16 protein-coding genes and 1 pseudogene are annotated in these 15,885 nt (G+C 73.8%); 9 read left to right on the top strand and 8 right to left on the bottom strand.

The genetic code is table 11. The features are described 5' to 3' along the window. Positions 1-183 precede the first annotated feature (183 nt). From paaA to paaE, 5 genes are read left to right on the top strand one after another with little or no spacing between them, the layout of a single operon-like run. Positions 184-1,161, top strand: a complete 978-nt coding sequence (paaA, locus tag DC008_RS03790) for a 1,2-phenylacetyl-CoA epoxidase subunit PaaA (RefSeq protein ID WP_108705711.1) — start codon at positions 184-186, stop codon at positions 1,159-1,161. Continuing rightward, positions 1,158-1,451, top strand: a complete 294-nt coding sequence (paaB, locus tag DC008_RS03785) for a 1,2-phenylacetyl-CoA epoxidase subunit PaaB (RefSeq protein WP_055622255.1) — start codon at positions 1,158-1,160, stop codon at positions 1,449-1,451. The genes paaA and paaB overlap by 4 nt, the downstream gene beginning before the upstream one ends. 10 nt (positions 1,452-1,461) lie before the next feature. After that, positions 1,462-2,289: a 1,2-phenylacetyl-CoA epoxidase subunit PaaC gene (gene paaC, locus DC008_RS03780; RefSeq protein WP_108705710.1), complete on the top strand. Its 828-nt coding sequence runs from the start codon at positions 1,462-1,464 to the stop codon at positions 2,287-2,289. After that, positions 2,283-2,792, top strand: coding sequence for a 1,2-phenylacetyl-CoA epoxidase subunit PaaD (gene paaD, locus DC008_RS03775; RefSeq protein WP_108705709.1), 510 nt, complete (start codon positions 2,283-2,285; stop codon positions 2,790-2,792). Before paaC ends, paaD begins: the two co-directional genes overlap by 7 nt. Next, entirely contained in the window at positions 2,792-3,907 is a 1,116-nt protein-coding gene (gene paaE, locus DC008_RS03770) for a 1,2-phenylacetyl-CoA epoxidase subunit PaaE (RefSeq protein WP_108705708.1), read from the top strand. The genes paaD and paaE overlap by 1 nt, the downstream gene beginning before the upstream one ends. A 73-nt stretch (positions 3,908-3,980) precedes the next feature. Here paaE and DC008_RS03765 read toward each other — a convergent pair whose 3' ends face one another. Then, the gene (locus DC008_RS03765) at positions 3,981-4,373 is read right to left on the bottom strand and encodes a DUF5997 family protein (RefSeq protein WP_108705707.1); all 393 of its coding nucleotides are present in this window, start codon (positions 4,371-4,373) and stop codon (positions 3,981-3,983) included. Positions 4,374-4,431: 58 nt separating this feature from the next. On the opposite strand from DC008_RS03765, the gene DC008_RS03760 reads away from it, so the two are divergent. Then, positions 4,432-5,211: a LysR family substrate-binding domain-containing protein gene (locus DC008_RS03760; RefSeq protein ID WP_108705706.1), complete on the top strand. Its 780-nt coding sequence runs from the start codon at positions 4,432-4,434 to the stop codon at positions 5,209-5,211. Position 5,212: 1 nt separating this feature from the next. Here the strand turns inward: DC008_RS03760 and DC008_RS03755 are convergent. Next, positions 5,213-5,900, bottom strand: a pseudogene (locus tag DC008_RS03755) (HAD family hydrolase). 19 nt (positions 5,901-5,919) lie between these two features. Then, the gene (locus tag DC008_RS03750) at positions 5,920-6,399 is read right to left on the bottom strand and encodes an Lrp/AsnC family transcriptional regulator (protein WP_108705705.1); all 480 of its coding nucleotides are present in this window, start codon (positions 6,397-6,399) and stop codon (positions 5,920-5,922) included. A gap of 198 nt (positions 6,400-6,597) precedes the next feature. Between DC008_RS03750 and DC008_RS03745 the strand changes: the two genes are divergently transcribed. Together DC008_RS03745 and DC008_RS03740 are read left to right on the top strand one after the other, a co-directional pair. Beyond that, on the top strand, positions 6,598-8,094 hold the full coding sequence (locus tag DC008_RS03745) for an FUSC family protein (protein ID WP_108705704.1): 1,497 nt from the start codon (positions 6,598-6,600) through the stop codon (positions 8,092-8,094). Between the two features lie 87 nt (positions 8,095-8,181). Further along, positions 8,182-9,231 carry a lactonase family protein gene (locus DC008_RS03740; RefSeq protein ID WP_108705703.1) on the top strand — a complete coding sequence of 350 codons (1,050 nt, stop codon included), beginning with the start codon at positions 8,182-8,184 and terminating at the stop codon, positions 9,229-9,231. Positions 9,232-9,298: 67 nt separating this feature from the next. On the opposite strand, the gene DC008_RS03735 is transcribed toward DC008_RS03740, so the two are convergent. The 4 genes from DC008_RS03735 to DC008_RS03720 all read right to left on the bottom strand — a co-directional run bounded on the left by DC008_RS03735 (position 9,299) and on the right by DC008_RS03720 (position 13,243). After that, positions 9,299-10,222: a sirohydrochlorin chelatase gene (locus DC008_RS03735; protein ID WP_107096759.1), complete on the bottom strand. Its 924-nt coding sequence runs from the start codon at positions 10,220-10,222 to the stop codon at positions 9,299-9,301. 120 nt (positions 10,223-10,342) lie between these two features. Then, positions 10,343-11,353, bottom strand: a complete 1,011-nt coding sequence (locus DC008_RS03730; protein ID WP_108705702.1) for an N-acetylglucosamine kinase — start codon at positions 11,351-11,353, stop codon at positions 10,343-10,345. Continuing rightward, on the bottom strand, positions 11,350-12,027 hold the full coding sequence (locus DC008_RS03725) for a uracil-DNA glycosylase (RefSeq protein WP_108705701.1): 678 nt from the start codon (positions 12,025-12,027) through the stop codon (positions 11,350-11,352). Before DC008_RS03725 ends, DC008_RS03730 begins: the two co-directional genes overlap by 4 nt. 73 nt (positions 12,028-12,100) lie before the next feature. After that, entirely contained in the window at positions 12,101-13,243 is a 1,143-nt protein-coding gene (locus tag DC008_RS03720) for a WD40/YVTN/BNR-like repeat-containing protein (protein ID WP_108705700.1), read from the bottom strand. A gap of 185 nt (positions 13,244-13,428) precedes the next feature. Between DC008_RS03720 and DC008_RS03715 the strand changes: the two genes are divergently transcribed. Further along, positions 13,429-14,016, top strand: a complete 588-nt coding sequence (locus DC008_RS03715; RefSeq protein ID WP_108705699.1) for an Rv1733c family protein — start codon at positions 13,429-13,431, stop codon at positions 14,014-14,016. A gap of 141 nt (positions 14,017-14,157) precedes the next feature. Here the strand turns inward: DC008_RS03715 and DC008_RS03710 are convergent, their stop codons facing one another. Next, the gene (locus DC008_RS03710; RefSeq protein ID WP_108710553.1) at positions 14,158-15,852 is read right to left on the bottom strand and encodes a DNA alkylation response protein; all 1,695 of its coding nucleotides are present in this window, start codon (positions 15,850-15,852) and stop codon (positions 14,158-14,160) included. Between the last annotated feature and the right edge of the window lie 33 nt (positions 15,853-15,885).

The raw sequence follows: 15,885 nt of genomic DNA, 5'->3' as shown, positions 1-15,885 counted from the left end.
ACGTTTTTGTGACCTTCGACGCTTGTGACGGCGGCCGGCCGCCGTCGCCGCGCCATGTACCTGCGTGAATACGGAGGGTGGCGGCGCTCGCGATCCCCTCCGCCGCCCGGACGAGGTCTTGCCCAGCCCTCCGAAACACGTCACACTGGTACCGAACGAATGGTCGGTTGGGAAGCGGGAGCGATGACGACCTCACACTCCGCCGAGGCGCCCCCACAAGGGCCGCTTGAGGAGCACTTCGACGCGACGATCGCGCGCGACCAGCGCATCGAGCCGCGGGACTGGATGCCGGACGGCTACCGCAACACGCTGATCCGGCAGATCGCGCAGCACGCCCACTCGGAGATCATCGGCATGCAGCCGGAGGGGGAGTGGATCACCAAGGCGCCCTCGCTGCGCCGCAAGGCGATCCTCTTCGCCAAGGTGCAGGACGAGGCCGGACACGGTCTGTACCTGTACTCGGCGGCCGAGACCCTGGGCGCCGACCGCGCCGACCTGACCGAGCGGCTGATCGAGGGTCGCCAGAAGTACTCCTCGATCTTCAACTACCCCACGATGAGCTTCGCCGACGTCGGCGTGATCGGCTGGTTCGTGGACGGCGCCGCGATCTGCAATCAGGTACCGCTGTGCCGCAGCTCCTACGGGCCGTACGCGCGCGCGATGGTGCGGATCTGCAAGGAGGAGTCGTTCCACCAGCGGCAGGGCTACGAGCTGCTGATGACGATGATGCGCGGCACCGACGCCCAGCGTGAGATGGTCCAGGACGCGGTGAACCGCTGGTGGTGGCCCTCCCTGATGATGTTCGGCCCGCCCGACGACTCCTCGCCCAACTCGGCCCGCTCGATGGCCTGGAAGATCAAGCGGCACAGCAACGACGAGCTGCGCCGGCGCTTCGTCGACATGACGGTCCCGCAGGCCGAGAAGCTCGGCGTCACCCTGCCCGACCCGGAGCTGCGCTGGAACGCCGAGCGCGGCCACCACGACTTCGGCACGCCCGACTGGGACGAGCTGATGCGGGTCATCAAGGGTGACGGCCCGTGCAACGCACAGCGGATGGAACAACGCAGGAGCGCCCACGAAGAGGGCGCCTGGGTGCGGGAGGCGGCCACCGCCCACGCGGCCAAGCAGGCCGCCCGCGCGGAGAAGGGAGCGGTGGCATGAGCACCGGAAAGCAGGACTGGCCGCTGTACGAGGTGTTCGTCCGGGGCAAGCGCGGACTGAACCACGTCCACGTCGGCTCGCTGCACGCCGCCGACGACCGGATGGCGCTGACCCACGCCCGCGATCTGTACACGCGGCGCAACGAGGGCGTCAGCATCTGGGTCGTGCGCTCCGAGCACATCGCCGCCTCCACGCGCGACGAGAAGGACCCGTTCTTCGAGCCCAGCGCCGACAAGGTCTACCGCCACCCGACCTTCTACGACATCCCCGACGACGTCCCCCACATCTGAAGGAGAGGGCATGAGTGACGACCACGTCTATCTGACCCTCGCCGAGGGACACGAGGACGACACCCGCTGGGCCTACGGCACCGGCTTCGAGGACCCGCTGCACGGCGTCGACACCACCGTGCCGCACGACGTCGACGCCGCCGCCCTGGCCGCCCTGTGCGTCGCCCTCGGCGACGACGCGCTCGTCTCGGCGCAGCGCCTGGGGGAGTGGGTCACCCGCGCCCCCGAGCTGGAGGAGGAGGTCGCGCTCGCCAACATCGGCCTCGACCTGCTCGGCCAGGCCCGGCTGCTCTACTCCCGCGCCGGCCAGACCGACGGCACCGGTCGCGACGAGGACGCGTACGCCTACTTCCGTGACGCGGCCGACTTCCGCAACGTCCGCCTGGCCGAACTGCCCAACGGCGACTTCGCGTTCACGATCGTCCGGCTGCTGGTGCTGTCCAGCTGGCGGCTCGCGCACTTCGAGCGGCTGGCGTCCCACCCGGACCCCGTGCTCTCGGCGATCGCCACCAAGGGCGCCAAGGAACTGCGCTACCACCGGCAGTACGCCGCCGAGTGGGCGGTGCGCCTGGGCGACGGCACCGAGGAGTCCCACCGCCGTATGCGCCGTGCCCAGGAGCAGGTCGCGCCCTACCTGGGCGAGCTGTTCACCGCGTTCGACGTACGGCTGGAGGTCGTCGCCGACCTCAAGCAGGTCACCGACGCGGCCGGACTGCCGATGCCCGTGTACCGCCCGCTGCCCGGCTGCGGACGCGAGGGCGAGCACACCGAGCACCTCGCCCCGCTCCTCGCCGAGTTGCAGGGCGTCGCCCGCGCGCACCCGGAGGCGACATGGTGACGACGCTCCTCGACGCCCGGCGCGCCCGGCACATCGCCGCCCAGGTGCCGGACCCCGAGCTGCCCATGCTCACCCTCGCCGACCTGGGCGTCCTGCGGGACGTCGAGATCACCGAGGACGGCACGGTCGTCGCGAGCCTCACCCCGACCTACTCCGGCTGCCCGGCGATGGCCGAGATGCGGGCGGACGTCGCGGCACGTCTGCGCGCCGCCGGATACCCGCGCGTGGAGATCCGCACCGTCCTCGACCCGCCGTGGACCAGCGACTGGATCACCCCGGCCGGCCGCGCCAAGCTCGCCGAGCACGGCATCGCCCCGCCCGGCCCCGCGCCGCGCGGCGGCCCCGTCGCGCTCGTGCTGTCACCGACCCGGCACGCCGTGGCCTGCCCGCGCTGCGGCTCGGCGGACACCGAGGAGACCTCCCGGTTCGCCGCCACGTCCTGCAAGGCACTGTGGCGCTGCCGGGCCTGCAAAGAGCCGTTCGAGTACGTCAAGGAGATCTGATGGAAGGCCTCAGGGAAGCACAGACGGCCGCCGCGCCCGGCCCGCGCGCCCGCCGCCGTCCGGCCTTCCACAAGCTGCAGGTCGCCGCCGTGCAGCCGCTGTGCTCCGACGCGGTCGCCGTCAGCTTCGACATCCCGGACGGGCTGGCCGAGGAGTTCGCGTTCGCGCCCGGTCAGTCGCTGACGCTGCGCCGCGAGATCGACGGGCGCGACGAGCGGCGGTCGTACTCGATCTGCTCGCCCGTCGGCGCGCGTCCGCGCATCGGCGTACGGGTCGTGCCCGGCGGGCTGTTCTCGTCCTGGCTGGTCCACGACGTACAACCCGGCGACGTCGTCGAGGTGATGGCCCCCACCGGCGCCTTCACCCCCGACCTCGGCACCCCCGGCCACCATGTGCTGATCGCGGCGGGTTCCGGCATCACCCCGATGGTGTCCATCGCGGAGTCCGTCCTGGCCGCCGACCCCCGTTCGACGGTCACCCTCCTCTACGGCAACCGCCGCACGGACACGGTGATGTTCGCCGACGAGCTGGCCGATCTGAAGGACCTGTACCCGGCGCGGTTCCAGCTCGCCCATGTGCTCTCCCGCGAGCCGCGCGAGGCCGAGGTGCTGTCCGGGCGCATCGACGCCGAACGCCTCGCCACGCTCGTCGAGGCACTGGTCGACGTGCACACGGCCGACCACTGGTGGCTGTGCGGGCCGCACGGCATGGTGCGGGACGCGCAGCGGGTGCTGGCCGGCCTCGGCGTCCCGGACGAGCGTGTGCACCAGGAGCTCTTCTACGCCGACGACGAGCCGGTGCGCGAGGCGCGGCACGTGGAGAGCGGGCCGGAAGGCCCCGTCAGCCAGGTCACGATCACCCTCGACGGGCGCTCCACCACGGCGGCCCTGCCGCGCGACCGGACCCTGCTGGACGGCGCCCAGCAGACCCGCCCCGACCTGCCGTTCGCCTGCAAGGGCGGGGTCTGCGGCACCTGCCGGGCCCTGGTCACCGACGGCAAGGCGGACATGCGGCGCAACTTCGCGCTGGAGACCGCCGAGGTCGACGCGGGGTATGTGCTGACCTGCCAGTCGTACCCGGTCTCCGAGTCGCTGACCGTGGACTACGACAGCTGACGTCCGGCTGACGCAGACGCGCCCCGGTGACCGCCCTCCTGCGGTCACCGGGCGCGCTTCGCGTGCGTGCGGGTCAGGCGTCCTTCGACGCCCGCTCGGCGTCGCGCTGCCGCAGCCGGGCCGCCTCCTTGCGGACCTCGGCCTGGGTGGCCCGCTCCTTGGCCAGCCACTCGGGCTGATCCTGCTTCAGGGCCTCGATCTGCTCGGTGGTCAGGGCCTCAGTGACACCGCCGCGGGCGAGCCCCGCGATGGACACGCCGAGCTTCTGCGCGACGACCGGGCGCGGGTGCGGGCCGTCGCGGCGCAGGTCGAGCAGCCACTGCGGCGGGTCGGCCTGGAGCGCGTTCAGCTCCGCGCGCGTGACCTCGCCCTCCCGGAACTCGGCGGGGGTGGCTTCGAGGTACACACCCAGCTTCTTCGCCGCGGTGGCGGGCTTCATGGACTGAGTGGTGTGGTGCGACGTCATGGGGTCCAGGGTATCCACCGGGTGAACCTCCGCCGACCACGGCCGGTAACCTGGCCAGGTGACAGGCTCGGCGGCACCCTCCTCGTTCCGGCTCGCGTACGTCCCGGGAGTGACACCCGCGAAATGGGTGCGGATCTGGAACGAACGCTTCCCCGACGTCCCCCTCACCCTCCACGCGGTGACCGCCGCCGAGGCGCCCGGGCTGCTGCGGGACGGCGGCGCCGACGCCGGGTTCGTACGGCTCCCGGTCGATCGGGACTTCTTCAGCGCGATCCCCCTCTACACCGAGTCCACGGTGGTCGTCGTCCCCAAGGACCACGTCATCTCCGCCGTCGAGGAGGTCACCACCGAGGACCTCGCCGACGAGGTGGTCTTCCACCCCCTGGACGACGTCCTCGGCTGGGAGCGGCCGCCCGGACAGCCCGGCTTCGAACGGCCCGCGACCACCGCGGACGCCGTGGAGCTGGTCGCGGCCAACGTCGGCCTGCTCGTCGTCCCCCAGTCGCTGGCCCGCCTCCACCACCGCAAGGACCTCACCTACCGCACCCTGGTCGACGTCCCGCAGTCGAGCGTCGCCCTGTCCTGGCCGGAAGAGGCGACCACCGACCTGGTCGAGGACTTCATCGGCGTGGTCCGCGGCCGTACGGTCAACAGCACCCGGGGGCGTACGACGTCACAGGCCCCGGCCGCCAAGGAGCAGCCCCGGCGCAAGCGCCCCGAGTCCGGTGGAGGCGCCGCACGCGGCGGAGCCGGCCGTCGTGGCACCTCGGGCGGGACCAAGGGTGCCAAGGGCAGCAAGGGCGGCGCCCAGCGTGGCAAGCCGCGGCGCCGCTCCTGAGCTAGGCAGCCCCGCGCAGCCACGCGTAGGCCGACCGGGCCGAGAACTCCTTCTGCCCCACCGCGCAGCAGCAGCTCGGCGGTCGCGAACTGCGGGCCGTCGGCCTCGGCGGCCACATAGGGCACGGCAATACACCGCATCCCCGCCGCGTGTGCGGCGGCCACACCCGGTGCCGCGTCCTCCAGGACGACACACGCCGACGGGTCCGTGCCGAGGCGCCGGGCCGCCTCCAGGAAGACGTCCGGGGCGGGTTTGCCCTGAGCCACCTCGTCGGCGGAGACGACGGTGCGCAGGTGGGCGTCCAGGCCGGTGCCGGTCAGGATCGCGGTGATGGCCTCGCGCGACGAGCCCGAGGCGACGGCCATCGGGACACCGTCGGCGGCCAGCAGCTCCACGAACGCGCGCATCTCGGGGTAGACACGGATGCCGCCGGCGGCGAGGTCCAGATAGTGGCGGTTCTTGGCGGCGAGCAGGTCGCCGACGCCGGCCCGCAGACCGTAGGCGTCCTTCCAGAGCGTCACCGTCTCCAGGGTGCTGATCCCGACGTACTTCTCATGGTCGGCCCAGGTGAAGCCGGTCACGCCGTGCTCGGCGAGGAGCCGTCGGCCCGCCTCGAAGTACAGGGGCTCGCTGTCCACGAGTGTTCCGTCGAGATCGAAGATGACCGAAGTGCCGCCGAGATCGCTCATGGCCCCAGGATGTCAAAGGTCACCCGCGCGCCGACGCCCGCCCGACCGACTCCAGGAGCGGCAGCAGCCGGTGCGGGACGCGTTCGCGCAGCGCCACCTCCGTGCGGGTGCGGACCACGCCGGGCAGACTGATCAGCTTCTGGATCACGTCCTCCAGATGCGCGTTGTCCCGGGCCACGACCCGGGTCAGCAGATCGCCGCCGCCCGTGATCGAGAACGCCTCCACGATCTCCGGCACGGCGGCCAGTTCGGCGCCCACGTCGTCGAGGTGCCCCTGGGTGACCTCGATGTGCACGAACGCCAGTACCGGGTGGCCCAGGGCGGCCGGCGACAGCGTCGGCCCGGTGCCGGTGATCACCCCGTCCCGCTCCAGCCGGTCCAGCCGGGCCTGGAGCGTGCCGCGCGCGACTCCGAGGATCCGGGCGTACTCCCGCACACTGGTGCGCGGCTGCTCCAGCAGCAGCCGCAGGATGCGGGTGTCGAGCTCGTCCACAGCCATGCTGCCGACCCTTCTCGCTGTTCGATCCTGGTCCGATGGCTCGCCGATGGACGATCCAGGACCGGAATGTCTGTACCAATGGCCCACTCTAAGGGAGACCGCTTGAGCCAGTCGGCCCGGTGATGCTCCAATGGGACGGTCGATGGCGCTGCGGATCCCCGCGGCGCCTTTTCTGTGCCGTCCATCAGGGGGTTCACATTGCTGAAGAGGGTGTTCGTGGCGCCGGACCCGGGGCGCGTACGGCTGCGCTTCGCCGCCCGGGGCGTCCTCGGCATCGGCTTCGCGGTGCTCGTGAGCGGACTCGCCGGACACACCCTCGTCGGCATGGTCACCGGTGGCCTCGCCGCGCTGCTCGCCCTGTTCACGGTCACCGACGCGACCGTGCGCGGGCAGGCCGTCACCACCGCGCTGCTGCCCCTCGCCGGTCTGCCCGTCCTCGCGGCGGCGGCCGAACTGCACGACCAGCCGGTCGCCCGCGACCTCACCTTCCTCGCGGTCGTCGGCGCCGGCGTCTACGCCCGCCGCTGGGGGCCGCGCGGCCACAGCCTGGGCGTGTTCGCCTTCATGACGTACTTCGTGGCGCAGTTCCTGCACGCGACGCCCGGGCGGCTGCCGGAGCTCTACGCCGCCCTGCTGCTGTCCGTCGCGAGCGCGGCCGCCGTGCGCTTCGGCCTGTGGTGCTACGAGCGCCGGACGCCCCCGGCGGCCGTCCCCGCACCGCCGGGCGGCCGCGGCCTCGCCCGGGTGACCACCCGCCAGGCCGTCCAGGCCACCGCGGGCGCCGGATTCGCCCTCGTGGTGGGGCAGGTGGTCTCCGGAGAGCGCTGGTACTGGGCCGTCGGCGCCACCTGGTGGATCTTCGTCAACACGACCTCCCGCGGCGAGACCCTCGTGCGCGGCTTCCGCCGGGTCATGGGCACCGTCCTCGGCATCGGCCTCGGCTTCCTCGTCGCCGTACCCCTGCAGGGCGCCCATCTGCCCACGGCCGTCCTGCTCGCCGCCTGCGTCTTCGGCATCTTCTACTCGGCCGCCGTCTCCTACACCTGGATGATGCTCTGCGTCACGGTGCTCGCCGAGCTCCTCTACGGCCTCCTCGGCGTCCTCGAGCCCGCCCTGCTGGCGGTGCGGCTCGCGGAGACAGCCGTGGGAGCCGTCGGCGCCGTCCTGGCCGTGCTCCTCGTCCTGCCCGTCACCACCCACGCCATCACGGACGCCTGGATCCAGCGGGCGCTGCGCTGCGTGCACTCGGCCACCGCCGAGGCCGCCGCCCGCCTCGCCGGCGACGAGAGCGCCGACCCGGCCCAGCGGGTGGCCGAGCTGGAACAGCTGCTCGCCCGTGTACGGCTCTCGGTCGCCCCGCTCGTGCACCCGCTGAACCCCCTGCCGGCCCGCAAGCGGCGCGCCCGCCACGTCCTGTCCCTGCTGGACGACTGCGTCCGCGAGGTGCGCGGCCTGGCCGCCGTCGCCGCCGACCCGGAGGCCTCGCACGACGCCCGCCTCGCCGCCGCCTGCTGGCGCGTGGAGAGCGCCGTGGAGGCCCTGACCGGCGGCAACGCGGCCATCGCGGCCCCCACCGACCGCCCGACCGCCACGGACCCGGCCCTGGCCCACCTTCACAGCCTCGAACAAGCCCTGTCCGAACTGGCCCACCCCCTGCGCACCGCTTCGGAGCGGCGCCTGGTGGCGGCGGAGTAACAGGGCCGGACACGACTCGGGGCAGTCGGCTTCGAGTGATCCACTGCTACCGTCGGCCGCACGGGACGCGAGCGGAAGGGGACAGCGGTGGCAGACGCCGGCAAGCGGGGGAGACGGGCCTACATCGGGTCGTTCACGGCGGCCGGAGGCGCGGGGATCAGCACGGCGGCCGTCGCCGACAACGGGGCGCTGACCGTGCTGACCGGCGTACGGGACGTGCCCGACCCCTCGTACCTCGCCCTCGCACCCGGCGGCGACACGCTCTACGCGGTCAGCGAGACGGCCGAGGGCGCCGTGGCCGCGTACCGGGTGACCGGGGACGGGCCGGAACGGATCGGCTCCCCGGTGGGGCTGGACGCCAACGGCCCCACCCACCTCGCCCTCCACGACGGGCACGTCGTCACCGCCAACTACGGCTCCGGCAGCGTCACCGCCGTCCCCGTCCGCTCCGACGGCTCCCTCGCGGGCGGCCCGCTCGCCGTGCTGCGGCACACCGGCTCCGGCCCCTGCACACCGCGCCAGCAGGGCCCGCACGCCCACCAGGTGCAGCCCGACCCGAGCGGCCGCTGGATCGTCAGCGTCGACCTCGGCACCGACTCGGTCCGGGTGTGCACCCTGTCCGACGGCACCCTCGCCCTGCACCGCGAGATCGCCCTGCGGCCCGGCTCCGGCCCCCGCCACCTGGCCTTCCACCCGCTCCGCCCGTACGCCTACGTCGTCAACGAGCTGAGCCCGACCGTCACGGTCTGCCACTGGGACGGCGACGACGGCACCCTGAAGCCGCTGACGGAGCACCCGGTGCTCGTGGACGCCTCCTCCGGCGACGCGTACCCGTCGGGCATCGCGATCTCGCCGGACGGCCGCTTCCTGTGGGTCGCCACCCGTGGCGAGGACGTCCTGTCGGCCTTCGCCGTCGACGACGAGGAGCTGCGGCTGGTCGGCACGGTGTCCTGCGCGGGGCACTGGCCGCGCGCCCTCACCGAGGCCGACGGCGTCCTGTACGTCGCGAACGAGCGGTCCGGCGACGTGGCCTGGTTCTCCGTGGACCCCGAGTCCGGGCTTCCGCGCCACCAGGGCTCCGTCGAGGTGCCCGCCGCCTCCTGCGTGGTCGTCGGCGAGGCCCCGGACGCGGTCTGACCGTACGCCGAAGGGCCCGCTCCCTGTGAGGGGGGCGGGCCCTTCGGCGTCACGATCTCCGGGGGCGTCAGCGCACCGGCGTGCCCTGCGCCTGCTGCGGGGCGATGCCCAGCGCCGTCGTGTACTGCGACAGGGCCAGCTTGCCGATCGCCGGGTACGGGCCGAGCGCCTCGGCGGCGGAGCAGCCCACCTCCCGCGCGGCCTCCTCGATCAGGGCGGCGTCGATCTCCGGGCCGATCAGATACGGGGCCAGGGCCAGCTGCTGCGAACCGGAGGACCGCAGCTGCTCGGCGACCGCCGCGATCGAGCCCTCCTGGTCCAGGGCCGCCGCCATCACCGGCACGGCGAGCCGCGCGGCGAGCAGCATGCCGGTGATGCCGGCCGCCTGCACGGCCTCGTCACCGCCGACCGAGGCCAGGATGATGCCGTCTGCGGCCGTGGCCACGGTGAACAGGCGCGCCCGGTCGGCGCGGGCCAGACCTGCCTCCGACAGGCGCACGTGCAGGGCCTCGGCGAGCAGCGGGTGCGGGCCGAGCACATCGGTCAGATCGGCCGCCACACGGCTGTCCATCACGGCCTGGCGGATGACGCGCAGCAGCGCGCTGTCCGGGCCGGCGAGCAGCGGCACGACCACGGCGACGGGGCCCTCGGGCTCCTTGGCCTCCACACCCGCGGCGATCGCCTGCTCGTAACGGGCGGTGCGCTCCTCGGCGGCCCGCGTGAGCACCGACTGGAGCGTGGGGAACTCCCCGTCGTCACCGTCGACGTACCCGATGCGGGCGTCGAGGCCGGGAAGCTCGGAGCGGGCGATGCTCACGACCTCCTCGGCGAGGCCGCGGGTGGCGGCACTCGGTGTGCCGGGCACCGCGAGGACGAGCGCGGGCGCGCCTTCAGGAGCCGCCAAGGGCTCGGGTCGGCGGTGCCGCCCGGGCTGGCGGGGTCGCGGCATTCGTACTGGCAGGCCGGACGCGGGTCCAGTGGGGGAGCTCATGGCGCCGCATGTTACTGGTTTCCTGGGCTCCCCTGTTCGGGGAGGGTGCAGGTGAGCGGTATCCGTCCGCTTTTGTCGGATTGGTTGACGCGTAGAGGGGGATCGCGCGACCCCGGAAGATCACTCCTCGTCGCCCTCTGTCACGGTCGCCCCCTCGATCACGGTCAGCATCGCCGGGTCGCCGGGCAGTGTCAGTCCACCCGTCACCAGGTCGGTCGCGAGGCATACGGACCCCTCCAGCGGGTCCCCGGCGGCCGGCACGCGCCGCGCGTGCGGCAGCCGTCGCGCCATCTCCTCGTCCAGCGGGCCGAGCAGCGGGTCCCCCAGCTTCAACAGGCCACCGGTGAGCGCGAGATGCGGTGTGCCCGACGACGGGCAGACGGCCGCCGCCGAGTCCGCCACATGGCGCGCGGCGGCCCGCAGCACGTCCACGGCCACCGGGTCCCCGTCGGCCGCGCAGGCGGCCACCCGCGGGGCGAACGAGGCGAGGACGGCCGCCCGGTCCGTCCGCGGATACACCGCGCCCGGCAGCCCTCGCACCGGCCCGAACTGCTCCTCGGCGGCCGCCAGCAGCGCGGCGGAACCGCCGGAGCGCCCGTCGTGCGCGCGCAGCGCCGCCTCCAGTCCGGCCCGCCCGATCCAGGCGCCGCCGCCGCAGTCGCCGAGCAGATGCCCCCAGCCGTCGGCGCGCTGCCATGCCGTCAGATCGGTGCCGATCGCGATCAGACCCGTACCGGCCGCGACGACGGCACCGGGCCGGGAGCCCAGGGCACCCACATAGGCGGTAATGGCGTCGGCGGCGAGAGCGACCCGCCGGATGCCGAACGCCCGCTCCAGCGCGACAGGCAGCTCGTCCCGCAGGGCGTCCCCGAGGGAGGCGAGCCCCGCCGCACCGATCGCGGCGGCGCCGAGCCGGCTGACCCCTGCGTCGGCGGTCAACGCACGCACCATGGGCACCAGTTGTCCCATGAGGTGGTCGGGGTCGAGCCCTCGGTCCCCGGTCCGCAGGGGCTCGCGCGACTCTCGCCGGGCCAGCACCCCGCGTCCGGCCTCACCGACGACGACGCGCAGCCCCGAACCGCCGGAATCGACGGCCAGGAACCCGGCCGGCCCGCCCCCGGAACCGGTCACGGCAGACGCCAGTCCACGGGCTGACCGCCCTGCTGGATCAGTAGGTCGTTGGCCCGGCTGAACGGACGCGAGCCGAAGAATCCGCGGTCGGCCGACATCGGCGAGGGATGCGCCGACTCCACCGACGGAAGGGTCCCGAGCAGCGGACGGCAGTTGCGGGCGTCGCGGCCCCACAGGATGGACACCAGAGGCTTGCCGCGCGCGGCGAGCGCGCGGATCGCCTGCTCGGTGACCTCCTCCCAGCCCTTGCCGCGATGCGCTGCCGGTTTGCGCGGGGCCGTGGTGAGCGCCCTGTTGAGCAGCAGCACGCCCTGCTGGGTCCAGGGCGTCAGATCGCCGTTGGACGGCTGCGGCAGCCCCAGGTCGGAACCCAGCTCCCGGTAGATGTTGATGAGACTGCCGGGCAGCGGACGTACCTCGGGAGCCACCGAGAACGACAGACCGACGGCGTGCCCCGGGGTGGGGTAGGGGTCCTGACCGACGATCAGGACCCGCACCTCGTCGAACGGCTGCTGGAACGCCCGCAGGACGTTCGGCCCGGCCGGCAGATAGGTGCGTCCGGCCGCGATCTCGGCGCGCAGGAAGTCCCCCATCGCGGCGATCCGGTCGGCGACCGGTTCCAGGGCCTTCGCCCAGCCCGGTTCGACGATTTCATGCAAGGGTCGTGGAGCCACGGGCGTCACCCTACTGCCGTACGGGTGGCGCCGATCAACCGGTGGCCGGAGGCCGCCCGTAAGCCGCGCGCGGTCATCCGATCACCGCCGCCCTGACGCACAGCACATCCGGCAGATGGGAGGCGAGCTGGCGCCAGGAGTCGCCGTCGTCGGCCGACGCGAACACCTCGCCGTTGCGGTTGCCGAAGTACACGCCCGCCGGATCGGCGTCGTCGGTGCACAGCGCGTCCCGCAGCACCGTGCCGTAGTGGTCCTCCTGCGGCAGCCCCGCCGTCAGCGGCTCCCAGGTCCCACCCGAGTCCGCCGTACGGAAGACGCGGCAGCGCCGCTCCGCCGGCACGCGGTCGGAGTCGGCCTGGATCGGGAACACGTACGCCGTCCCGCCGCGCCGCGGGTGGGCGGCTGCCGCGAACCCGAACGTGGACGGCAGGCCCTCGCCGATGTCCGTCCAGTGCCCGCCCGCGTCGTCGCTGCGGTACACCCCCCAGTGGTTCTGGAGGTACAGGCAGTCCGCGTCCTCGGCGTCCTGCGTGACCTTGTGGACGCACTGGCCGAACTCGGGGTTCGGATCCGGCAGGAACACCGCCGAGACACCGGAGTTGGACGGTGTCCAGCTCGCCCCGCCGTCGGTGGTGCGGAACACGCCCGCCGTGGAGACGGCGACCGTCAGGGTCTTCGGGTCGCGCGGGTCCGTGACCACGGTGTGCAGGCCCTCGCCCCCGCCGCCCGGCACCCACTTGGACCGGGTCGGGTGCTCCCACAGCGGCCGGACCAGCTCGAACGTCTCGCCCCGGTCCTCCGAGCGGTACAGCGCGGCCGGTTCGGTGCCCGCGTACACCACGTCGGGCTCCGCGGCGGCCGGGTGCAGCTGCCACACCCGCTCCAGCGAGGCCCCCGTGTCCTTGGGGAACTTGACCGCCGGCTGGGCCGGTTCGGTCCAGGTGCGGCCCAGGTCGTCCGAGTGGAACACGGACGGGCCCCAGTGCGCGCTGTCGCCGCCGACGAGGAGCCGGGTGCGGTCGCCCCGGGTGTCGACGGCGACCGAGTACACCGCCTGCGCGTTGAAGTACGGACTCTCGTCGAACTCCCAGGTCCCCCCTCGCCTCCGGCCGATGAACAGGCCCTTGCGTGTGCCCACTGCGAGCAATACCTCGGTCATGACGGTCACCTCCGCGACGCCTTTGTCCCAGACATCGGCCAGTCTGCACCCCACCACTGACAGTCACCCCCGCGAAGGGCGACACCGCAGGTCGGAGCGGCGATGACACGTATCGCGTGACGCGGCCCACGCCCGTGTCCGTCCCGCGGCGTGAGCAACCGCGCGCCGGGGCCCGTATGGGTGTGAGCCGGCCCGGCACGTCCGTGCCGCGCGTCCGTGCGCTCGTGAGGAGGCAGCCGCCTATGGCGTTCCGTGGTCGCAGGGTGTGGCTGTGGCGGTGGCGGCGCAATCCGCTCAAGCGCCGCGCCGACGCGCTCGAGTCGTGGGTCCTGCTCGCCGTCTGGGCGGCCATGGTCCTCGCCGGCGTCCTCACCTGCCAGACGACCGCCGACACCGTGGAGCGGGGCCTGGCCCGCGAACGGGCCGAGTGGCGGCCGGTCGTCGCCCTGCTCGGCGACGACGCGCCGGGCCGGGCCGGCGCCCGCACCGGCTCGTCGAACGCCGAGCGGGTCTGGGCCGAGGTCCGCTGGAGCGCGCCGGACGGCTCCCCGCGCTCCGGCCAGGCCCGCGTCCGCCCCGGCAGCCCGGCCGGCACACCGGTCACCGTGTGGACGGACCCGGAAGGACATCTGGTCGGCCGCCCCGCCACCCCCGCCGAGGCGCACACGCGGGCGACGCTGGTGGGCGGCCTGGCGGGCCTGTGCGCGGCCGCCGTCCCGTTCGTCGCGGGCCGCGCCCTGCGCACCCGCCTGGAGAGCCGCCGGATCGAGTGGTGGGGCCGGGAGTGGGCCCGCTTCGGGCCGTCCTGGGGCGGACGCCCCACCTGGTGACGGCGGCTCCCCGGTGGGGGCCCGGGTGGCGAGGCGCCCGCGGTGGTGACGGCGGCTCCCCGGTGGGGGCCCGGGTGGCGAGGCGCCCGCGGTGGGGCCCCGGTGTGGTGCGGGCCCGCCACCTGATGCGCGGCGCGGCCCTCAGACGCCGTCCGGCAGGGCCCGCGCCAGGATCGTGTCGAGGTCCGCGCTGTCGGGGAGGGTCCCGAAGGCGTGACCCCAGTCGCCGCCGAGCCGGGTCGCGCAGAACGCGTCGGCGACCGCAGCCGGGGCGTGCCGGACCAGCAGGGCGGCCTGGAGGGTCAGGGCCATCTGCTCGACCAGGCGCCGGGCCCCGGCCTCCGTCCCCTCGGCCAGCCCGGCCTTGAGCCGGGTGACGGAGGCGTCCAGCCGGGCGTCCGCCCCGCGCGCGAGGGCCAGCTCGGCGAAGAGCGCGTCGGCGGTGGCCGGTTCCCGGCTCAGCGCCCGCAGCACGTCCAGGGCGTTGACGTTCCCGGAGCCCTCCCAGATCGACAGCAGCGGTGCCTCGCGGTAGTGGCGGGGCATGCCCGACTCCTCGACGTAGCCGTTGCCGCCCAGGCACTCCAGCGCCTCCGCGGTGAACGCCGGGCCCCGCTTCGTCACCCAGTACTTGCCGACGGCGGTGGCGATCCGGCGGAACGCCGACTCGGTGCCGTCGGGGTCGTCCCCGCGCACCGACCGGTCGGCGGCGCCCGCCAGCCGCAGCGTCAGGGTCGTCGCCGCCTCCGACTCCAGCGCCAGGTCGGCCAGGACGTTGCGCATCAGCGGCTGGTCGATCAGCCGGGCTCCGAACGCGCTGCGGTGGCGCACATGGTGGCCCGCCTCGACGAGCGTCTTGCGCATCAGCGTCGCCGAGGACATCACACAGTCGAGCCGGGTGCAGTTGACCATCTCGATGATGGTCTTGACGCCCCGCCCCTCGGGCCCGACGAGCCAGGCGACCGTCCCGTCGAACTCCGGTTCGGAGGACGCGTTGGAGCGATTGCCGAGCTTGTCCTTGAGCCGCTGGATACGGAAGGTGTTGCGGCTGCCGTCCGGCAGGACCCGCGGCACCAGGAAGCAGGACAGACCGCCGGGGGCCTGCGCGAGCACCAGGAAGACGTCGCACATCGGGGCCGACGTGAACCACTTGTGCCCGCGCAGCGTGTACACGCCGGGCTCCGCGGACGGCCACGCCGTCGTCGTGTTGGTCCGGACGTCGGAGCCGCCCTGCTTCTCGGTCATCCCCATGCCGGCGAGCAGGCCGCGCTTCTCCGTCGGCACCCGCAGGCCGGGGTCGTACTCCCGGCTGGTCAGCAGCGGTTCGTACACCTTGGCGAGCTCGGGCTGCCGGCGCAGCACGGGGACGGCCGCGTACGTCATCGACGTCGGGCAGCCGTGCCCGGCCTCGGTGTGTCCCCACACCAGCCCGCCCGCGGTCCGGGCGACGTGCGCGCCGGGCCGGTCGTCCGCCCAGGGCGCCGCCGCGAGGCCCTCGCCGACCGCGACCCGCATCAGGTGGTGCCAGCTCGGGTGGAACTCGACCTCGTCGACGCGATGGCCGTACCGGTCGTGGGTGCGCAGCTCGGGCTCGTGGCGATTGGCCAGCTCGCCCCACTCCTGCGCCTCGGCGCTGCCGGCCCGCAGGCCGAGCCGCCGGATGCCCTCCTCGGCCCAGCCGGCGCCCTCGCGCCGCAGGCCCTCCAGCAGCGCGATGTCCTGCGACGCGTCGTAGGGCGCCAGCGGCGGGGGCTGGTTGGAGACGTCGTGGGTGGCGTACGGCCCGGACCGGTCCTGCGGGTCCACGGGCTGCTCCTGGGCGGGTGTCGAGACCATGCCGCCCATGTTGCACCACCTCTACGGCCGCAG

It is taken from the genome of Streptomyces nigra, from assembly GCF_003074055.1.
In the GTDB taxonomy this organism is placed as follows: domain Bacteria; phylum Actinomycetota; class Actinomycetes; order Streptomycetales; family Streptomycetaceae; genus Streptomyces; species Streptomyces nigra.
The sequence above is the reverse complement of the archived record's forward strand: the minus strand, read 5'-3'. Positions and strand labels throughout refer to the sequence as shown.